We start from the raw sequence: 16,331 nt of genomic DNA on the forward strand, positions 1-16,331 counted from the left end.
TCAACTCCGTGGCGCAGATGGCGCGTTGACGCCTCCGCCCGGCGGTCCCTCCGGCAGGCGGCCGGCGGCGGCAGTCAGGTCTTGCGCGCCCGGACGTGCAGGCCGTGCGCGAGCAACTCGTGCGAGCCGGTGTCCGCCGCGGACAAGGCCCGAAGGCGTCTGAGCAGTGCCAGGGTCACCCAGTCGTCCAGCCGGCTGCTGGTGCGCCGCGGTGTGTAGCGTCGCGCGACCTCGTCGGCGCGCACGACCTCCTGGGCCACGAACTGGAAGTAGTCCCCGTTCGCGCTGATCTCGATGACCTCGAGACCCAGCGCGGGCAGATGGGTCTGGTAGAAGTACCGGCTGTAGCCGTTGTAGAAGTAGTACGGCGCGAAATGCGTCAGCGAGGAGACCGGTGTGGTCACGATGAGCTCTCCGCCCGGCCGCAGAAGTCGTGCGAACTCCTGGAGTGCATCGATAGGCCTGGGCACGTGCTCCAGCACCTCGACGCACAGCACCGCGTCGAAGGACGCGTCCGGCTCGGGGATGGCGGTGATGTCGCAGACGATGTCCAGCCGTGAGCTGTCCCATGCCTCGGTCTGGAGGCCCGTCGCGTCACCGGTTCCGTCGTACTGCGCGAAGTCCTGGCTGACGTAGTCCAGATGCCGGCACAGCGGCTCGTACTGCAGCTCTCCGGCGCCGGCGTCCAGGATGCGGCTGCCCGTGCGGACATCGGCAAGAGCCTTGGCCAGCCACTGGTCGCGGTTGGTCCTGTTGCCCGTGCCCGCGCCGAGTTGAGCGACGGACTGTTCGAAGAGACTGCGCCGCCGTGATTCCTGGGCGATGAAGACTGAACGCAGCGTATTGGGGCCGCCCTCGACGGCTCCGCGAAGCTTCCTCTTGATCCCTTTCATGGGGCCACGTTAGGTGATCGAACAGTGGCTCTGCGGTGTGTCGGCGTGCCCGCGTGTCGTCACTGCGGGTGGCCGATATGCACGGATTAGACGGATACATGATGGATAGTCAGTTATGATCTGAAATCGGACGTACCGGGTGCAGCGACAGCGGTCCCTACCGCCTCCGCCGCCCGACGGAAGGAGCCGTACCGATGTCGCCTTCGACTGCTCGAACCTGTGTCGGCAGTCCCGACCTGCAGGTGCCGTCGTGACGGTGGCCGAACAGGCAGGCAGTACCGTTCTGGGCGCGCTCGGCAGGAGCGGCGGGCACCGGGCGATCCAGACCTACCGTCAGGTCCTGGCAGGGCACCGGGGAGCCGCATACACGGCGGTGTCGGTATCGGTCGCCGCCGGCGCCGCAGAAGCGCTGGGGCTGGCCTCGCTGGTTCCCCTGCTGCAGCGCGGTGTGGCCCATGCCAGTTCCGGCGGCGCCCTCTACGTCCCGCTGTTCTTCCTCTGCACCGTCTTCGCCGTGGTCCTGCGAGTCGGCGCCGAGGTCCTCATCGCGCGCCTCAGCGGTTGTCTGGAGCGGAAGCTGCGCATCGAGCTCCTGGACGGACTTCTCCGGATCGACTGGCGCCAGTTCGCGTCGCTGCGCTCCGGAGACCTCGTCTCCGCCCTGATGTCCGAGGCGACCCAGGTGGCCAATGGCGCCTCCGCCCTCCTCACCGGAGTATCAGCCCTCACCGTGGCACTGGTCTTCGCCGTCACGGCAGGCGTGCTCGGCGGCACTCTCACCGTCGGCGCGGTGATCGTGGTAGCCGCCTCGGTATGGATCTACCGACGTGCCACCCGTGTCGCCACCCGCTGCCAGCAACGATTCGGGCACGAGATCGCGGACCTCAACGAGGAAGTGACCACACTCCTCCACGGCCTGAAGTACTTCCGCTCCAGCGGGACGACGCACCGCTGGCAGAAGCAGCTCTCGCAAGGAACCGAACGAGTCCGCCGACTCCAACTGCGCAACATCTCGACCCCGCTCGTCACCCGAGGCGCCGTCGAGTCCATCGGAGCCCTCTTCCTCGCAGGCGTGCTGCTCACCGCGATCCTCCGCGGCCGCGACTTCGCCACCGCGCTGCTGTTCGTCGCGGTCTTCTACCGAACCATGCCCAAGATCCAGGCGGCCCAGGGCCAACTCCTCACCGCCAGAGCCCAGACCATCTGGTGGGACAGATGGTCCAGCCGCCGCGAATGGATCGCCGAGACATCCGACCGACGCGACGGGCGACGGGCAGTCCCCGAGGCGATCCGCTCCATCGAACTGCGGGACGTCACCGTCCAGGTCCCCGGCCGAGCCGAGAGCGCTCTGCACAACGCGTCGGTGCACTTGCGCTGCGGCCGGACCTACGCCGTCATCGGCGAGACCGGCAGCGGCAAGTCGACCCTCCTCGACGTGGTGACCGGCCTCATCCGCCCCGACCAGGGCAACATCCTGGTCGACGGTGTACCTCTCGACGAGTACAGCGTCCATCAATGGCAGAACCGGATCGCCTTCGTTCCGCAGGAGCCAGTGGTCTTCCACAACACCATCGGCCACAACATCCTGTGGCCGGACACAGGCGGCGACCAGGAATCAGTGCACGCGGCACTGGACGCCGCGCAGCTCTCGGCGTTCGTCGCGACCCTCCGCCACGGCCTCGAAACCTCGGTGGGCCAGCACGGCGGAGCGCTCTCGGGCGGGCAGCGCCAACGGCTCGGAGTGGCGCGGGCCCTGTTCGCCAACCGTCCCGTACTCATCCTCGACGAAGCCACCGGCGCGCTCGACCCCGACACCGAAGCCCGCCTCCTCGACGAGGTGATCCTCGCATCGGCGGACCGGATCACGCTGTTCGTCACCCACCGCCATGAGGCCGCGCGCCGCGCCGACGAGGTCATCGTGGTCCACGAGGGCCGGATCACGATGACCGGCAGTCCTGAAGAGATCCTGGGAGGCACCCGTGCCGCCGTATGACGCAAGCGCAGACCGCGCCCCCCGACGCGGGTCGCGCCACGCGGTGCTGCTGGCACTCGCCGACGACTACGGGGATGCCACCGCCGGACCGAGCTTCGAGTACGAGACATTCCTGCCGGTGCTCCGCCGATTCTTCGACAGGGTCACCCTCTGGCCGATCGACCGGCTGCTGCGCGCCAACGGCTACTTCCAGATGAACTCGGACCTGGTGTCCTGGGTGCGCCGCGAGGAACCCGACTTCCTGTTCTGCGTACCCTTCGAGAACCAGATCGACTGGCGCCTGCTGGGAGAACTGCGTGGCTCCAGCACCACCACAGTGGCGTGGATGTGCGACGACCACTGGCGGTTCGAGCCCTTCTCGCGTCACATCGCCCCGCACTTCGACTTCGTCGCCACCACCGACCGCACCGCCTACGTCCGCTACCTCGGGCTCCCCGGCGTACGTCCGATCCTCACCCAGTGGGGCTACGACCCGGACAGATTCCGACCCACCGACGAGGCACGCATCCACGCCGTGAGCTTCGTGGGCGCTCGCCGCCCGCACCGCGAGCGCCACATCGCCGCGCTGCGGCAGGCCGGTGTCAGCGTGCACGTGCGCGGGCGCGGCTGGCCCGAAGGCCGCGCCAGCACCCGCGAACTGAGTACCGTGCCCGCACGGTCGCTGATCAGCTTGAACTTCGCTGACTCGACGGTGCAGCACCGCGCAGGCCGCACCCAGCTGAAGGCCCGCCCCTTCGAACTGGCCGGAACCGGCACCTGCGTGGTCACCGAGTTCGACCCGCAGCTGCCCTCCTACTTCGACGTAGGCGAGCAAATGGCCGCCTTCCAGACGCCCGCCGAGTGCGTCCGCGTCGTGAAAGCACTCCTGGACGACCCCGAGCGAGCCCGCCGGATCGGCCGGTCCGGGCTACAGCGGGCCGAACAGGAACACACCTATGAGAGCCGGATGAGCCGCCTGCTCGCAGCTGCCAACATCCGTGGAATGCAAAGGAGTTCGGATGGTGCGGCATGCGTCATGAACTAGTCGTCTGCACCAGGAACAGGCCGGACGACACCCTCCGCTGCCTGGAATCCGTCGCCACCCAGACCCGCAGCCCCGACCGCGTCATCGTCGTGGACAGCAGCGACACGGACGCAACCAAGCACGTCACCGAAACCTTCGCTCGCACAAGCGGCCTGGCCGTCGACTTCTTCCACTCCGCCCCCGGGCTGACCCTTCAGCGCAACGCGGCGCTCGACCACCTGGACGAGTCGACCGACGTCGTCCACTTCGTCGACGACGACGCCATCCTCGATCCGGCCTACCTGCACGGGATCCTCGCCGCCTTCGAGGACCACCCGCAAGCCGGCGGCGCGGGCGGGCGCATCTGCAACCTCCCCGAGCACCTGCCGAACCGGCTTCGCCGCATCTTCCTGCTCAACAGCCGCAACCAGGGTGTCCTCCTGCGCTCCGGCGTCAACGTACTGAGCTTCACCGGAGACCGGCCGCGGCGGGTGGGCTGGCTCTCCGGGTGCTCCATGTCGTACCGCTGCCGCTCGATCACCGGCCTGCGCTTCGACGAGAGCCGCTCCGGCAACGGCGTAGGAGAAGACGTGGACTTCTCCGCCCGAGTGGCCGCGCGGGCCGAGCTGGTATGGACACCACTGGCCGTCCTGGAACACCGACAGTCACCGATCAACCGCGAGGATCAGGCAACGGTCATGCGCCGCGTCATCCGCAGCCGCTGGCGGCTCGCCGCCGACCGCGTCGGCCAGGTCTCGCGCACCGCCGTGCTCTACGCGATCGCAGGCGAGGTACTCATCTCGCTGACCAAAGCCGGGCGCCACCGCTCCCGCGGACTTGCCCGCCACGCCTTCGCACACCTCGCCGCAGTGGGCGACATCATCAAGGGGACGCCCGTATGAGTGGTTCCGTCGCCGTCGTGGTGCCCACCCGCAACCGCGCCTCCTACCTGCCCGGCCTCCTGGCATCACTGGAGAAGCAGTACTTCCGGCCCGCCCGGATCACCGTGGTCGACTCAAGCGACGACCAGACCGCCTCCGCGACACGAGAGGCCATCGCACAGACAACCATCCCGACGGAGTACGTCCATACCCGGATCGCCTCCGCCCCCGCACAGCGCAACCTCGGCGTGGACGCCGTCCGACGCGTCGGCGACCCGCCGTACGTCCTGTTCCTCGACGACGACGTGCGCCCGGCCCCCGACTACCTGCGACGCCTGGTCGCCCTCCTGGAATCGGACACCGTGGGAGCCATCGCGGGCGCATCCGGAGTGTCGGGCTGGATGCACCCGCAACTGAGCACGCGACGACGCATCTTCCTGCGTCTGTTCGCACTCGACGGCGACAAAGCCGGGCGACTGCTGCGCTCGGGAGTGAACCTGCCCGTACCCAGCGACACACAGGACCCCGTACTCGTCGACTGGCTGTTCGGATGCTCACTGTGGCGCACCTCCGTCTTCGACCGTCACCGCTTCCGGGACGACATGCCAGGCGGAGCCCTCTACGACGATGTCGAATTCTCCGCCAGGATCGGGCGCTCCCACGCCCTGGTCGTCGATCCGCAGGCCCGCCTCGAACACCTACTCGCCCATGAAGGCCGCGCCGACATGCGTCTGCACTACCACCGATGGATGCGCAACCGGCACGCCGTCGTGAAAGCCGTGTTCGGCACCCGCAGCGCTACCGCGGCCTACTGGTGGAGCTCCATGGGTACTGCGCTGTCCGTAGGCCGACACGCCCTCACCGACTCCGGCGACTACCGCGAGCGCCTCACCGGCCTGGTCACCGGAGCCATCGCCGTGCTGCGGCAGGAGCCACTGCGATGACCATCACCGTCCTCGTCCCCAGCCACCGGCGGCCCCAGGACCTCCGCCGGTGTCTGGCCGCCGTCGGTCCGCAACTCGCCGACGGGGACGAACTCCTGGTCGTCTACCGCCTCGGCGACTACGAAACCCAGGTGGCGGCTCAGAAGGCGTGGCACGACACACACCTGGTTCCCGTCGCCGAACCCGGTGTATGGCCGGCCTACGCGTCCGGGATCGCGGCCGCACGGAGCGAGACGGTCGCGTTTCTCGACGACGACGCGATTCCGATGGAAGGCTGGCTCGACGCCCTGCGCCGGCGACTGACGCATGACCCCTCGATCGGGGCGATCGGCGGCCCGATCCTCAACTTCCGGGACACCCGGACCAGCAACGGATTCTTCGAGGGGAGCTCCATCACACAGGTCACAGGCCGCACCAAACTGCGGACCCGACTGCATGAGATCCCTGCGCGCAGCCGGGTCGAGGAGGTCGACTTCCTGCCCGGCAGCAACATGGCGGTGCGCCGCGCGCTCATCGACCTCGACCGCTATCCCATGATCGGCATGGCGCCGGCCATCGAATGGCGGATGGCACTGGCCGTACGACGCCAGGGCCACCGCGTCGTCTACGACTCCGACATCAGGGTGGAACACCACCCCGCACCTCGCGAACTGACTCGCTGCGACCGCGAGCGGGTCGCACGCGACCTGGGCTACTCCATGACCGCGATCGTCGGAGCGGAGTACCCCGCAGGCCGGCGGCTGCGACCGCTCACCTGGTGGGTGCTCGCGGGCAGTCGGCAATCACCCGGACTGCTGCTCGGAGCCGCCGCCGCCCTGCGAGGCCGCAGTTCATTCAGGAAGTGGCGCGCCGCGATGCACGGCCGGATCCTCGGAGCTGCCTGCGCCCGCCGCGCCAGGGCCGGGGCATAGCCGGCCATGCCCACGAGTCTTCCCGCCGCCGTCCAACTGGCCTGGGGCTGGTTTCCACCGCTGGCCTTCCTCACCGGCACCGCAGCCGTCGTCGCGGTCGCTCTCTCACGTCGCCGGTCGTTCCCCAGGGGCGCGCGACCGCCGTCATCGTGGTTGGGAGGTGTCCTGCTCACGTCTGCCGCTCTCGCGGCCGTGATCACCGAGACCCAGAGCGGACGAAACGGTGTCCCCGGGCCGTTGAGCAGCCTCCCCCACGCCCATCTCCTGGTCCAGGCGTCGCGGCTCCTGGTCATGGGCATCCCGCTGGTCGCAGTGGCCTGCGGTATCGCGTGTGCAGGCGAGCGACTCGCACAGGGCGGTAGCCGGATCACGCGGTCGGCCGCGGCGACGGCGCTGCCCTTCGCCTGCGCCTGGGCCATGTCGGCCGGCTTCGGCGCGTGGAGCGGCGCCAACGCCCAAGCGTGGGCCGCATGGGCCACGTTCACCGCGCTGGCGTGCCTGCCCGTCGCCGGAACAGGTCCAGCGCAGCAGGCGCGCGTCCTGCTGCGCGTACTGATCTGGGGTTCACTCGTCCTCGCCGTACTGAGCCCGTCGTGGGCCTTCGCCCCCTACCAGCTCTGGCCCGGCGGCTGGCGGGTCGGGGCTCCACGGCTCCAGGGCCTGATGCCGCAGCCGAACCCGCTCGGATGGCTGGCCGCCTTCGCCGTTCTCCTCGAGTGGAGCCACGTCCGTAGGCTGAGCCTCCGGCTGGCGTGGACTGCCCCTGCACTCGCCTGCCTGCTTCTCAGCGCATCGCGGACGGCGTTGTTCGCACTCGTGGTCGGCGGCCTGTTCTACGAGTCGGCACCGGGCCTGGGCGCCGAACAGCCGAGGGTGAACAGCCGATGGACGCGACGGGCGGCCTTGGCGGCAGCTGCCGCCGGACTGGCGATACTCTTCCTCGGAAGCGGCGCACCCGCAGAAGGAACCTTGAACGGCCGCACCGGGTACTGGCTCAGGGCCGTCGAGCTGTGGCGCAGGTATCCCCTCCTCGGCACCGGCCCCGGTGCCTTCTACGAATCCCATGACCCCGCCCAAGCGGTCGGCTACGCGCACAACCAACTCCTGCACACCGCCGCCGAACTCGGCACACTCGGGCTGCTGGCGCTTGTGTGGTTCACGACGCGGGCGCTGTCGAACACCTGCCGTTCGGTCGCCGGCAGACGTGTCGCCCTGCCCGTGCTGGTCACTCTGACCGCGCTCTATGCCACGGAGAACCCGCTGCGCTTCACGAATCTCACGTTCGTTCTGCCGATCCTTCCACCGCTCCTGATGCTCCTGGCGGCGCAGGGTGCCGAACCCGCAGTCGTACGTGCGGACGACAGCTGCCCCGCTGGTGACGGAGCCACGTGGGCCGCAGCACCGCGTCAGCCGGTCCCGGGTCAGACCGGCACATGCGGAGAGGAGACAGGAAGTCCGACCAGCTTGTCCCCGTTGAACAGCGGATCGGCTTCGTCTCCGCGCAGGCAGACGGGCCCGAACTCCGTGTCGAGAGTGATCCACACCCCTGGCCACACAGGATGACGATTTGTCAGGTAGATCCCGCACAACTGGCATCGAACAACGGCGAACCCGCTCGCCCGAAACAGCTCGTCAGCCTCGGTGTCGGCATATGAGAACCCCTCGATCGCGTCGAGCAAGGGCCTGGAGAGGTCTTCCAGACGTCCCCTCAGGTCACCCCATCCCTCCAGGTCTCCGGCGGGAACGGTGATCCGGTACCCGAAACGCGGCAACGTGCCCTTCGACGGCTCCTGGATTGCCTCGATATGGTCACCTCTCGCCGCCACGGGCAGGAGTTCCCACAGCAGATCTCGTAGTACGTCGGCCATCCCCTGCGCCTCGGGGTTGTTCAGTAGCACGGTCACCAAGAGTTGTTGCACGTGGAGCGGGACGTAATAGGTGTCCTGGACGAAGGGGCCCGCGGCGTCGACGCACACCGCCCGATGATGGACGTGACTGCCGTTGTCGCTCTGGACCTCGACCTGACGCCCGGCCGTCGCGGCCTCCACCGCAGCCGCCGGGGTGGGGTACACACGAAGGAAATCGTCCCAGACGTTTTCCTCGTGTTCGCCACCGAACTCATCAAGACGCAGGGCTGCTGGTATTGCGACGGCCTGCGCACGGCTGTTCTGTGCCTTCCTCTGGTGGACCGCACTCTTGACGTTCCGGCTCGAGCTCTTCTTCCGCTTCCTCACGGTTCGCCTTCCTGGTACAAGCCTTGACACTTCATCAGGCCCCCGAACGCTAACCATCCAACCCGACGCCGCGCGCCAGCTACAAAGAGAGGTCCCTCTATTGGGAACCGGGCCCAGCGGATCAAACAAAGGGTGTAGTATGCAATACTCCGTATCCGACCAGACCCTCTGTCGCCCACGACTGTCTGCCTCGGGATGCCGATCTGGCCGGCGGCCGGGACGCTGATGTCATGAGCGAGACCACCAATCCACACAACCACCACCATCACGCGCACGTCGTGGTGCACCCCGTCGAGGACACCGCCCCGCCGTATCGCCGCGTCGACATCCTGGGCACCCAGGTCGGCCAGGCGTACGCGCTGAGGGACGTCGTCGAGTTCTGCCGCCGTGTCGGCCTGGAGGACCTCGACATCGAGGCACCCGGGAGCGTGCAGTGGATCGGAGGCGGAGCCCACACCTGGGGCGTCCGGCCGGATTGAGGACCACAGGGCCGCTGCCGTGACCGCACCATGCCCGGCACCCACCGTCAGGAGTTCCGTACCGCCTCCAGAAGCACGATGCCGGTATCACCGTAGTCGGGCAGAGTCGGGTCGGAATCGAGGCGGCTGACGTCGAGGTAGGCGCTGTACGGCCGGAACACGCTGCGGACCGCGTCTCCGTCGACGGGGCAACCAGGCCAAAACGGTCCGTCACCCAGTCGGTAGCGCGGCATGTTCTCCATGAATGCTGCGACGAGCAGTCCACCGGGCCGTACGGAGTGGATGAAGGTGCGGCAGATCGACGCGAACTCCTCGAAATCCTCGGTGATGCTTTCGGCCACGAAATGCATCGACGCGAGATCGTACGTCCCTTCGGGCAGGTCCCGGACGTCCGCGTGCTCGATCCGTACGCGGGACAGTGCCTCGGTCAGGGTCGGCGGCAGCGCCGGGTCGAGGTCACGGCACAGGGTGTAGAACGCCTGCCAGCTCTCGTCGGGGCCGTCGGTCAGCTGGCCGGTCAGGTAGGCGATGTTGGCAGCACTCGACTCGACGGCGTGGATCCGGCGACTGGCAGCGGCAGGGAGCATGAGGGGGTAGAGATTCGGGCCGGCCCCGAACTCCAGCGACCGGTTGATACTCCCGGGAGCCAACTGCCGGTAGAACGCCGAATGGTGCCGAATGACGTCGGCATCGCAGGGGTGGAGCTCGCGGTAGTTCTCGGCGAGGTAGTCCTGAACCGGCCAGCGGTCCCAGTCCGCGTCGTCATTGCGCCTCGGGACGGGTGGATCTTTCGGGGAATGGGTCATGCGGTTTCTCCTTGCCTCCGGATCGGCCGGGCGGTCGACGGTGTCGGCTGCGCGACGGGGACTGCGGTCGCGTTCCACTTCGCGCATGCCCGGCAGGAAGAGAAAGGGCAGGGTGGCCAGGGCTCCGAGAACGCCGGCACCGATGAGCGTCCGGCGGGCGCCGACAGCCTGGGCGACCGGCGCGGTGAGGGCGTAGGACAGGGGTACGAGCGAGATCGAGACGAACCAGTCGACGCTGGAGACCCGGCCGAGCACCCGGTTCGGTACCAGCCGCTGCTTGGCACTGGCCCAGGCGATGATACCGGCGGTCTCGAAGCCGTTGACGACCGAACAGGCGAGGGCCAACTGCCAGGCACGGGTGGCGAGGCCATAGCCGGCGACCGCGAGGGTGGCGAGCGTCCACGTGCCGTACATGAACGTGATGAAGCGGCGCGGCAGACCGGTCTGCCCGACGACCAGGGCGGCCACGACGGCGCTCGCACCTCCGCCGGCCAGCACGAGGCCGAGCTCCGCCGCCGATCCATGCAAGAGGTTCTTGACCACATAGGGGAGGAGGACTTCGGTCGGACCCAGGAAGAGCAGATAGGCGAAGGTGGCGGACACGAAGGTGCCCCAGAGCCACGTGTTCGCGCGCACGAATGCGACTCCCGCGCGCAGGTCCGCCCACAGCGAGGGTCCGTGCTCGGCCGAAGGGGGTGGCATCGGCCGGATGCACAGCACGCAGCTGACGGACACCACGAAGGTCAGCGCGTCGAAAGCAAACGCCCACCCTGGACCGGCGGCCGCGACGAGCAGCCCGCCAAGGGCAGTTCCGCCGATCTGCAGCGCAGCGGGGCGGACGAATTGGTCGAGGGCGTTGGCCGCGACAAGCTGGTCCGCGGGAACGAGGCCCGGCACGATCGCGTCGAAAGCCGGGGGGAAGAATCCGGACGCGGCCCCGTACAACGCGGCCACCGCGACCAGGTGCCACAGCCGTACGGTGCCGCTGAGAGCGAGCGCCGCCAGGGCGGCCAGGCACGACCCGCGCACCAGATCGCTGCCGACCATGACCCGCCGCCGGTCGAACCGGTCACTGGCGACACCGCCCAGCAGTACCAGCGCAAGCTGCGGGGCCGCCAGGGCCACTCCGACCAGGGACATCCCGCTCGGCGAGCCGGTCAGCGTGTACACCTGCCAGGCCAGCGCGACGAGCAGCACGCCGTCACCGAGCAGCGAGGTACTCATGCCCAGCCACAGGATCCGAAAGTCGCGAAGGGCGAGGGGCGCGAGGAGGTGAACCCGCCGGCCGCGGCCCGAAGGGTCGATGACGGACATTCAGGCCTGCGGCTGGAGGTCGAACCGCTCAGCCAACGCCGAGAGCGTCTCGTTGAGCCGGTCGATCTCCTCGTCGGTGTTGGCGGCCGTAACCTGGATCCGGAACCCGACCCGGCTACGTGGCACCAGGGGATAGGCCGCCAGGGTGACGTAGACGCCGTGGTCCCACAGGAACGAGCCGACCGATTCGAGGTCGGAGCTCGAAGCCAGGGGAATCTCGATGATGGGCAGCCCGCTGGTGTTCGGGGTGTGGATCCCGAGCGCCGCCAGATGCCCCAGGACGCGTGCTGACCGGCGCCACAGGTCGGCCCGGATCGTGTCACCTCGACTGGCGTTCACGTCGAAGCCGGCGAGCGCCGTGGCGAGCGACGCCGTCGGCGACGGCCCGGAGTACAGATAGGGGGCGGCGGCGACTTTGAGGTGCTCCTTCAACCAGGTGGGAAGGGCGATGAAGGCCAGGAGCGAGGAGTAGGCCTTGGAGAACCCGCCTACCAGGACGAGGCCGTCATACGTCTCGCCGAAGTGCCGGACGATGCTGTTGCCCCGGGATCCGTACGGGCAGGACTCGGCCGGGCCCCGTTCGCCGACGATCCCGAAGCCGTGCGCGTCGTCGATGTAGAGCAGGGCGTCGTAACTGCGGCACAGGCGCGCCAGCGCCGGCAGATCGGCGAGGTTCCCGGACATGCTGTTGACCCCGTCCACGCACACCAGGCGGGACTCGTTGGCCGATGCGGCCCGCAGAAGCTGCTCGAGTTCGACCAGGTCGCCGACGTGGCACCGCTTCACCGTCGCGCCCAGTCCACGGGCCATCAAGCACCCGTCGTAGACCGTCCGATGAGCTTCCGCATCGACGAAGACGGTGCCCGTGCCGACGATCACCGGGATCACCGAGGAGTGGATCAGAGTGATGGTCGGGAGTACCAGCGTGTCCGGCGCGCCGAGCAGTTCCGTCAGCCGTTCCTCGATCTGCGGGTAGAGCCGGGGGCTGCCCAGCAGCCGGGACCAGCTGGGATGAGTGCCCCAGCGGCGGACCTGCGGATCGATCGCGTCCATGATCTCCGGGTCCAGGTCGAAGCCGAGATAGTTGCACGAGGCGAAGTCGGTGAGCCAGTGGTCGCCGCAGCGGATCTGACGGCCGCGCACATCATCGATCACCGCGTCGCACATGGGACTGGACCGCCGAAGACGTTCCAGGTCGCCCCAGCGCGAATCGCGACGCGTGCCGTCCGCCGCTTTGGAGGTGTCGGTCATGGGGTCCTCGCTCCTATCGTCCTCCTCCGGCCGCCCGTCGGAGGCTGGTAGTCAGGAGTGGACGGCGGGGACTGCCCTGCTCTCGCAGGAGGCGCTCGCTCGCTTCCGCCGTCACCGGTGGTGAGAACAGGAATCCCTGCCCGAACTCGCAGCCCATGGCCGCGAGTAGAGCCTGCTGCTGGGCGTCCTCGATGCCTTCGGCGATCACCTTCATGCCGAGCGTGCCTGCGATGCGGACGATGCCCTCGACCAGCGCGACCTGCTGCCCGTCGATCAGGATCCCATCGACGAACGACTTGTCGATTTTCAGGAGGTCGATCGGGAAGTCCCGGAGGTAGCCGAGTGAGGAGAAGCCGGTTCCGAAATCGTCGATGGCGATCCTCACTCCCAGGTCCTTCAGCGTCCTCATGTCTGCGCGGACCTGATCGTTCTGGCGCATGAGGACGGTCTCCGTGAGCTCCAGCACGAGGGACCCCGGTGCCAGACCGGACTCCCGGAGTACCCGGCTCACCTCGCCCACGAACCGGGAGTCCCGGAACTGGCGGGCGGAGACGTTCACGTTGATGTCCAGCGGGACCGGCTGCGGTACCGCCCGCTGCCAGGCAGCGGTGCAGCCGGCGGCCCGCTCCAGGATCCATGCACCGAGCGGCATGATGTGACCGGTCTCCTCGGCGAGGCTGATGAAGTGCTCCGGCAGCACCAGGCCCAGACGCGCGTGCGGCCACCTGGCCAACGCCTCGAAGCCCACCACTGTCCCGCCCGACAACTCCACGATGGGCTGGTAGAGCAGCGTGAACTCCTCCTCCGCGATGGCGTTCTCGAGACTGGCCCGCAGCTCGTGGCGCTCCATCATGCCTTGGTGCAGGACCGGCTGGAACCGTCGCCACTGGCGCTTGCCGGCTGCCTTGGCCGCGTACAGGGCCAGGTCGGCGTGGCTCAGGAGTTCCTCACCGTCCGAGCTGTCCAGCGCGGTGGCGATCCCTACGCTGGCCGACACGCTGATGGATTCGCCGTTGAGGTGGAAGGGCCGAGCGAGGGCATCCACGACATGGTCGGCGATCGCCTCCGCCTCGGACGGCTCATGGATTCCCTTGATCAGCACCGCGAACTCGTCGCCACCCAGCCGTGCCGCTGTGTCGCCGGCCCGCAGTGTCGCCACGAGCCGCTGCGCCGCAGCGACGAGGAGCTCGTCCCCGACCGTGTGCCCCCGCGTGTCGTTGACGACCTTGAAGTCGTCCAGGTCGACGAACAGGAGGCTCGCCAGCGTGGAGTCGCGGCGCTCGGCAACGAGTGCGTGCTCGACCCGGTTCATCAGCAGGACCCGGTTCGGCAGGCTGGTCAGTGCGTCGTGGAGGGCTCGATGGGTGAGCTCGCGCTCCAGTTTGCGCTGCTCGGTCACGTCACGCAGGGTGACCACGAGCCCGTGCACGCTCTGATCCTGGCGCAGATTGCTGCACCTGACCTCGACCTCGATGGGTCTGCCGTCCTGACGAATCACCCGCCAGTCGTCGAACATGTCCTGGTCGCGGTCCCCCTCGCGCATCTCGCCCAGTGCGAGGACGGCACGACGCATGTCGTCGGGGTGGATGAGCTCGGTGAATCTCCTGGCCCCCGCCCCGACCTCGGGGCCGAACATGGAGTCGGCCGAGGGGCTTGCGTACCTGGCGGTGTCGTCGTCGTCGAGGATGAGGATCACGTCCGACGCGTTGTGAATGAGCGTCCGGAAATACGCCTCACTGTTTCGACGGGTGATCTCCTTGACGAGCCTGACGCGCTCCAGCGCCAGTGCGACCTGGGCCGCCAGCGTCTCGAGCACGCTGCGCAGCTCATTGAGGTCAGCCTCGGGACCCGCGACGGCCAGGGCACCGAAGAGTGACTCACCCGCCGGCCGGTCCTTGAGGATCAGCGGGAACAGCAGAGCTGTCCGAGGGTCGTTGCGATCCCCTTCAGGCATGTCCCCGAGCCTGTCGACACTGATGATCTGAGATTTCCCGGACTGCAGCGCGCCCAGCCACGTGCCGCCCAATTCGTCCATTCGGGTCACCCGCCAGTCCGGCGGCAGGGGAGGGGCGGCGTGCACGGTGTGCAGGCTCTGGGCATCGCCGAGCGCGAGCACGGCCTCGTGCCTCACCTCCGGTCCGAACAGTGTCGCCGCCGCCGTGCGTACCAGGCCCGCGATCTCCTCCACGCTCACCGCCGACACCAGTGAGGCGGCTGAGGCGCCCAGGGCCCGCTCCCGGATCATGGCCCGCTGGTGGGAGGAGACCAGGCCCGAAAGGCGGGAGAGCACGAGCAGGAACATGACGCCGGAGAACACCGCGATCACGCCCGCGTCGCGTACCTGCCCCTGAACGGCCTCGTAGAGCAGCATGCCGGGAGCGATGAGCGAAGCCAGGGCGAGCGCGCCGAGCCGTCGGCTCGGAAGCCCGGCCGGCCGACGTGGCACCGGCTGCGTCAGCCCCACCATGGACGGATGGAGCGCGGAGAGCCCCCACGCGGTGTAGAACACCACCCAGCCCAGATCCATCGGCGTGCCGACCTGCCAGGTGCCGTTGACCTGGTACAGCCCGTACAGGACATCGGAGACGAGGATCCCGAGCGTTCCGACGGTGAGCAGCTGGACCGAACGCGTTCGTGCGCTGCCGCCGGTGAGCAGGCGGGCGAGCATCGCCAGCATCAGCACATCACCGAGCGGATAGGCAATCGAGATCGCCTTCTCCAGCCAGGTCGTGCCGACGGTGCGGGTGTTCGGTTCGATCAGGTAGATCCACGAGAGCAGCGCCAGACCCGAGGTCAGGGTCAGAGCGTCCAGCAGACTTCCCCAGTCGCGCTCGACCGAGCGGCAGCGGATGAAGACGAACAGCCCTGCTGCGAAGAGCGGATAGGTGGCCAGATAGAACGCGTCCGCGACCGAGGGGAAGGGGTTCGGCTCACCGACCACATTTTGCAGCACGTTGTAGCTCGTGTCGCCCGCGGCGAAAGCGAAATTCGCGGCAGCAAGCAGCAGCCACGGCAGTCGGCGGGACGGCCGATGAATGCGAACCCCCGCGATGATGGCGCCCACGCTGCCGAAACCGATTCCGGCCCAGGTCGCGATGTGCCAACCGGATCGCAGCAGGTAGCAGACTGTCAACACGGCGACGCAGCACAGATAGCCGACCGCCAGGAGTCGCAATCGTGTCAAGGGGACCGTCCTTCATGGCGCCGCGCCGGGGCCCTGCGGCCTCTTCGGGCATGAGGCACTCCCGATCCAGTAAAGAGCACTCGTGGCGCGACGGCACGTCAGGCTCGCGCCGGCGTGGCCCGGCGTGACCCGGCATAGGCCGCCGCCCGAGCAGTCCTGCCCTATCCCTTGTATTCAGCCGACAGGAAATCCGCACGAATGGTGGGGAAATTCAGGGATCACGACCAGGGCCGTTTTGCCGCGGCGCAGGTGGGCGGCGAGAGAGGGATTCGCCACTCGCGCCACCCCTTCCTGCCGATCGCGGAATCTCTAGCATTCACCAACGAACAGCAATATCCGCGCTCGGCGTCCGGAGGAGTCTCATGAATCAGCGTTGCAGGAGAACTGCGGACTGGCTGTCGGCGGCAGCCCCCGGTCCCACCGCGCTGGCGTGGCGCT

General features: G+C 68.3%; 11 protein-coding genes. 7 read left to right on the plus strand and 4 right to left on the minus strand.

The features are described 5' to 3' along the window. Positions 1-74 precede the first annotated feature (74 nt). Positions 75-893 carry a class I SAM-dependent methyltransferase gene (locus tag ABH941_RS36455; protein WP_370134785.1) on the minus strand — a complete coding sequence of 273 codons (819 nt, stop codon included), beginning with the start codon at positions 891-893 and terminating at the stop codon, positions 75-77. Between the two features lie 250 nt (positions 894-1,143). Here ABH941_RS36455 and ABH941_RS36460 point away from each other — a divergent pair, with 250 nt between their 5' ends. The 7 genes from ABH941_RS36460 to ABH941_RS36490 all read left to right on the plus strand — a co-directional run bounded on the left by ABH941_RS36460 (position 1,144) and on the right by ABH941_RS36490 (position 9,338). After that, on the plus strand, positions 1,144-2,886 hold the full coding sequence (locus ABH941_RS36460) for an ABC transporter ATP-binding protein (protein ID WP_370134788.1): 1,743 nt from the start codon (positions 1,144-1,146) through the stop codon (positions 2,884-2,886). Further along, on the plus strand, positions 2,873-3,910 hold the full coding sequence (locus ABH941_RS36465; RefSeq protein ID WP_370134792.1) for a glycosyltransferase: 1,038 nt from the start codon (positions 2,873-2,875) through the stop codon (positions 3,908-3,910). The genes ABH941_RS36460 and ABH941_RS36465 overlap by 14 nt, the downstream gene beginning before the upstream one ends. Continuing rightward, positions 3,895-4,791, plus strand: coding sequence for a glycosyltransferase family 2 protein (locus ABH941_RS36470; protein ID WP_370134795.1), 897 nt, complete (start codon positions 3,895-3,897; stop codon positions 4,789-4,791). The genes ABH941_RS36465 and ABH941_RS36470 overlap by 16 nt, the downstream gene beginning before the upstream one ends. Next, the gene (locus tag ABH941_RS36475; RefSeq protein ID WP_370134797.1) at positions 4,788-5,714 is read left to right on the plus strand and encodes a glycosyltransferase family 2 protein; all 927 of its coding nucleotides are present in this window, start codon (positions 4,788-4,790) and stop codon (positions 5,712-5,714) included. Before ABH941_RS36470 ends, ABH941_RS36475 begins: the two co-directional genes overlap by 4 nt. Continuing rightward, complete coding sequence (locus tag ABH941_RS36480) at positions 5,711-6,625, plus strand: glycosyltransferase family 2 protein (RefSeq protein ID WP_370134800.1); 915 nt, start codon at positions 5,711-5,713, stop codon at positions 6,623-6,625. Before ABH941_RS36475 ends, ABH941_RS36480 begins: the two co-directional genes overlap by 4 nt. 6 nt (positions 6,626-6,631) lie before the next feature. Continuing rightward, entirely contained in the window at positions 6,632-8,188 is a 1,557-nt protein-coding gene (locus ABH941_RS36485; protein WP_370134803.1) for an O-antigen ligase family protein, read from the plus strand. 901 nt (positions 8,189-9,089) lie between these two features. After that, positions 9,090-9,338, plus strand: a complete 249-nt coding sequence (locus ABH941_RS36490) for a hypothetical protein (RefSeq protein WP_370134806.1) — start codon at positions 9,090-9,092, stop codon at positions 9,336-9,338. Positions 9,339-9,385: 47 nt separating this feature from the next. On the opposite strand, the gene ABH941_RS36495 is transcribed toward ABH941_RS36490, so the two are convergent. The 3 genes from ABH941_RS36495 to ABH941_RS36505 are packed head-to-tail and all read right to left on the minus strand — an operon-like array spanning position 9,386 to position 15,893. After that, the gene (locus ABH941_RS36495; protein WP_370134809.1) at positions 9,386-11,458 is read right to left on the minus strand and encodes an MFS transporter; all 2,073 of its coding nucleotides are present in this window, start codon (positions 11,456-11,458) and stop codon (positions 9,386-9,388) included. After that, complete coding sequence (locus tag ABH941_RS36500) at positions 11,459-12,709, minus strand: aminotransferase class I/II-fold pyridoxal phosphate-dependent enzyme (RefSeq protein ID WP_370134812.1); 1,251 nt, start codon at positions 12,707-12,709, stop codon at positions 11,459-11,461. A gap of 13 nt (positions 12,710-12,722) precedes the next feature. Next, positions 12,723-15,893, minus strand: a complete 3,171-nt coding sequence (locus tag ABH941_RS36505; RefSeq protein ID WP_370134813.1) for a putative bifunctional diguanylate cyclase/phosphodiesterase — start codon at positions 15,891-15,893, stop codon at positions 12,723-12,725. Positions 15,894-16,331 lie beyond the last annotated feature (438 nt).

Origin of the sequence: Streptacidiphilus sp. EB103A (genome assembly GCF_041261405.1) — a bacterium.
Lineage (GTDB): Bacteria > Actinomycetota > Actinomycetes > Streptomycetales > Streptomycetaceae > Streptacidiphilus.

Excerpts from the sequence above, each read along its gene's own strand:
- ABH941_RS36455 (WP_370134785.1), bottom strand. The coding sequence starts at position 893 with ATGAAAGGGATCAAGAGGAAGCTTCGCGGAGCCGTCGAGGGCGGCCCC.
- ABH941_RS36470 (WP_370134795.1), top strand. The coding sequence starts at position 3,895 with ATGCGTCATGAACTAGTCGTCTGCACCAGGAACAGGCCGGACGACACC.
- ABH941_RS36475 (WP_370134797.1), top strand. The coding sequence starts at position 4,788 with ATGAGTGGTTCCGTCGCCGTCGTGGTGCCCACCCGCAACCGCGCCTCC.
- ABH941_RS36480 (WP_370134800.1), top strand. The coding sequence starts at position 5,711 with ATGACCATCACCGTCCTCGTCCCCAGCCACCGGCGGCCCCAGGACCTC.
- ABH941_RS36485 (WP_370134803.1), top strand. The coding sequence starts at position 6,632 with ATGCCCACGAGTCTTCCCGCCGCCGTCCAACTGGCCTGGGGCTGGTTT.
- ABH941_RS36490 (WP_370134806.1), top strand. The coding sequence starts at position 9,090 with ATGAGCGAGACCACCAATCCACACAACCACCACCATCACGCGCACGTC.
- ABH941_RS36495 (WP_370134809.1), bottom strand. The coding sequence starts at position 11,458 with ATGTCCGTCATCGACCCTTCGGGCCGCGGCCGGCGGGTTCACCTCCTC.
- ABH941_RS36500 (WP_370134812.1), bottom strand. The coding sequence starts at position 12,709 with ATGACCGACACCTCCAAAGCGGCGGACGGCACGCGTCGCGATTCGCGC.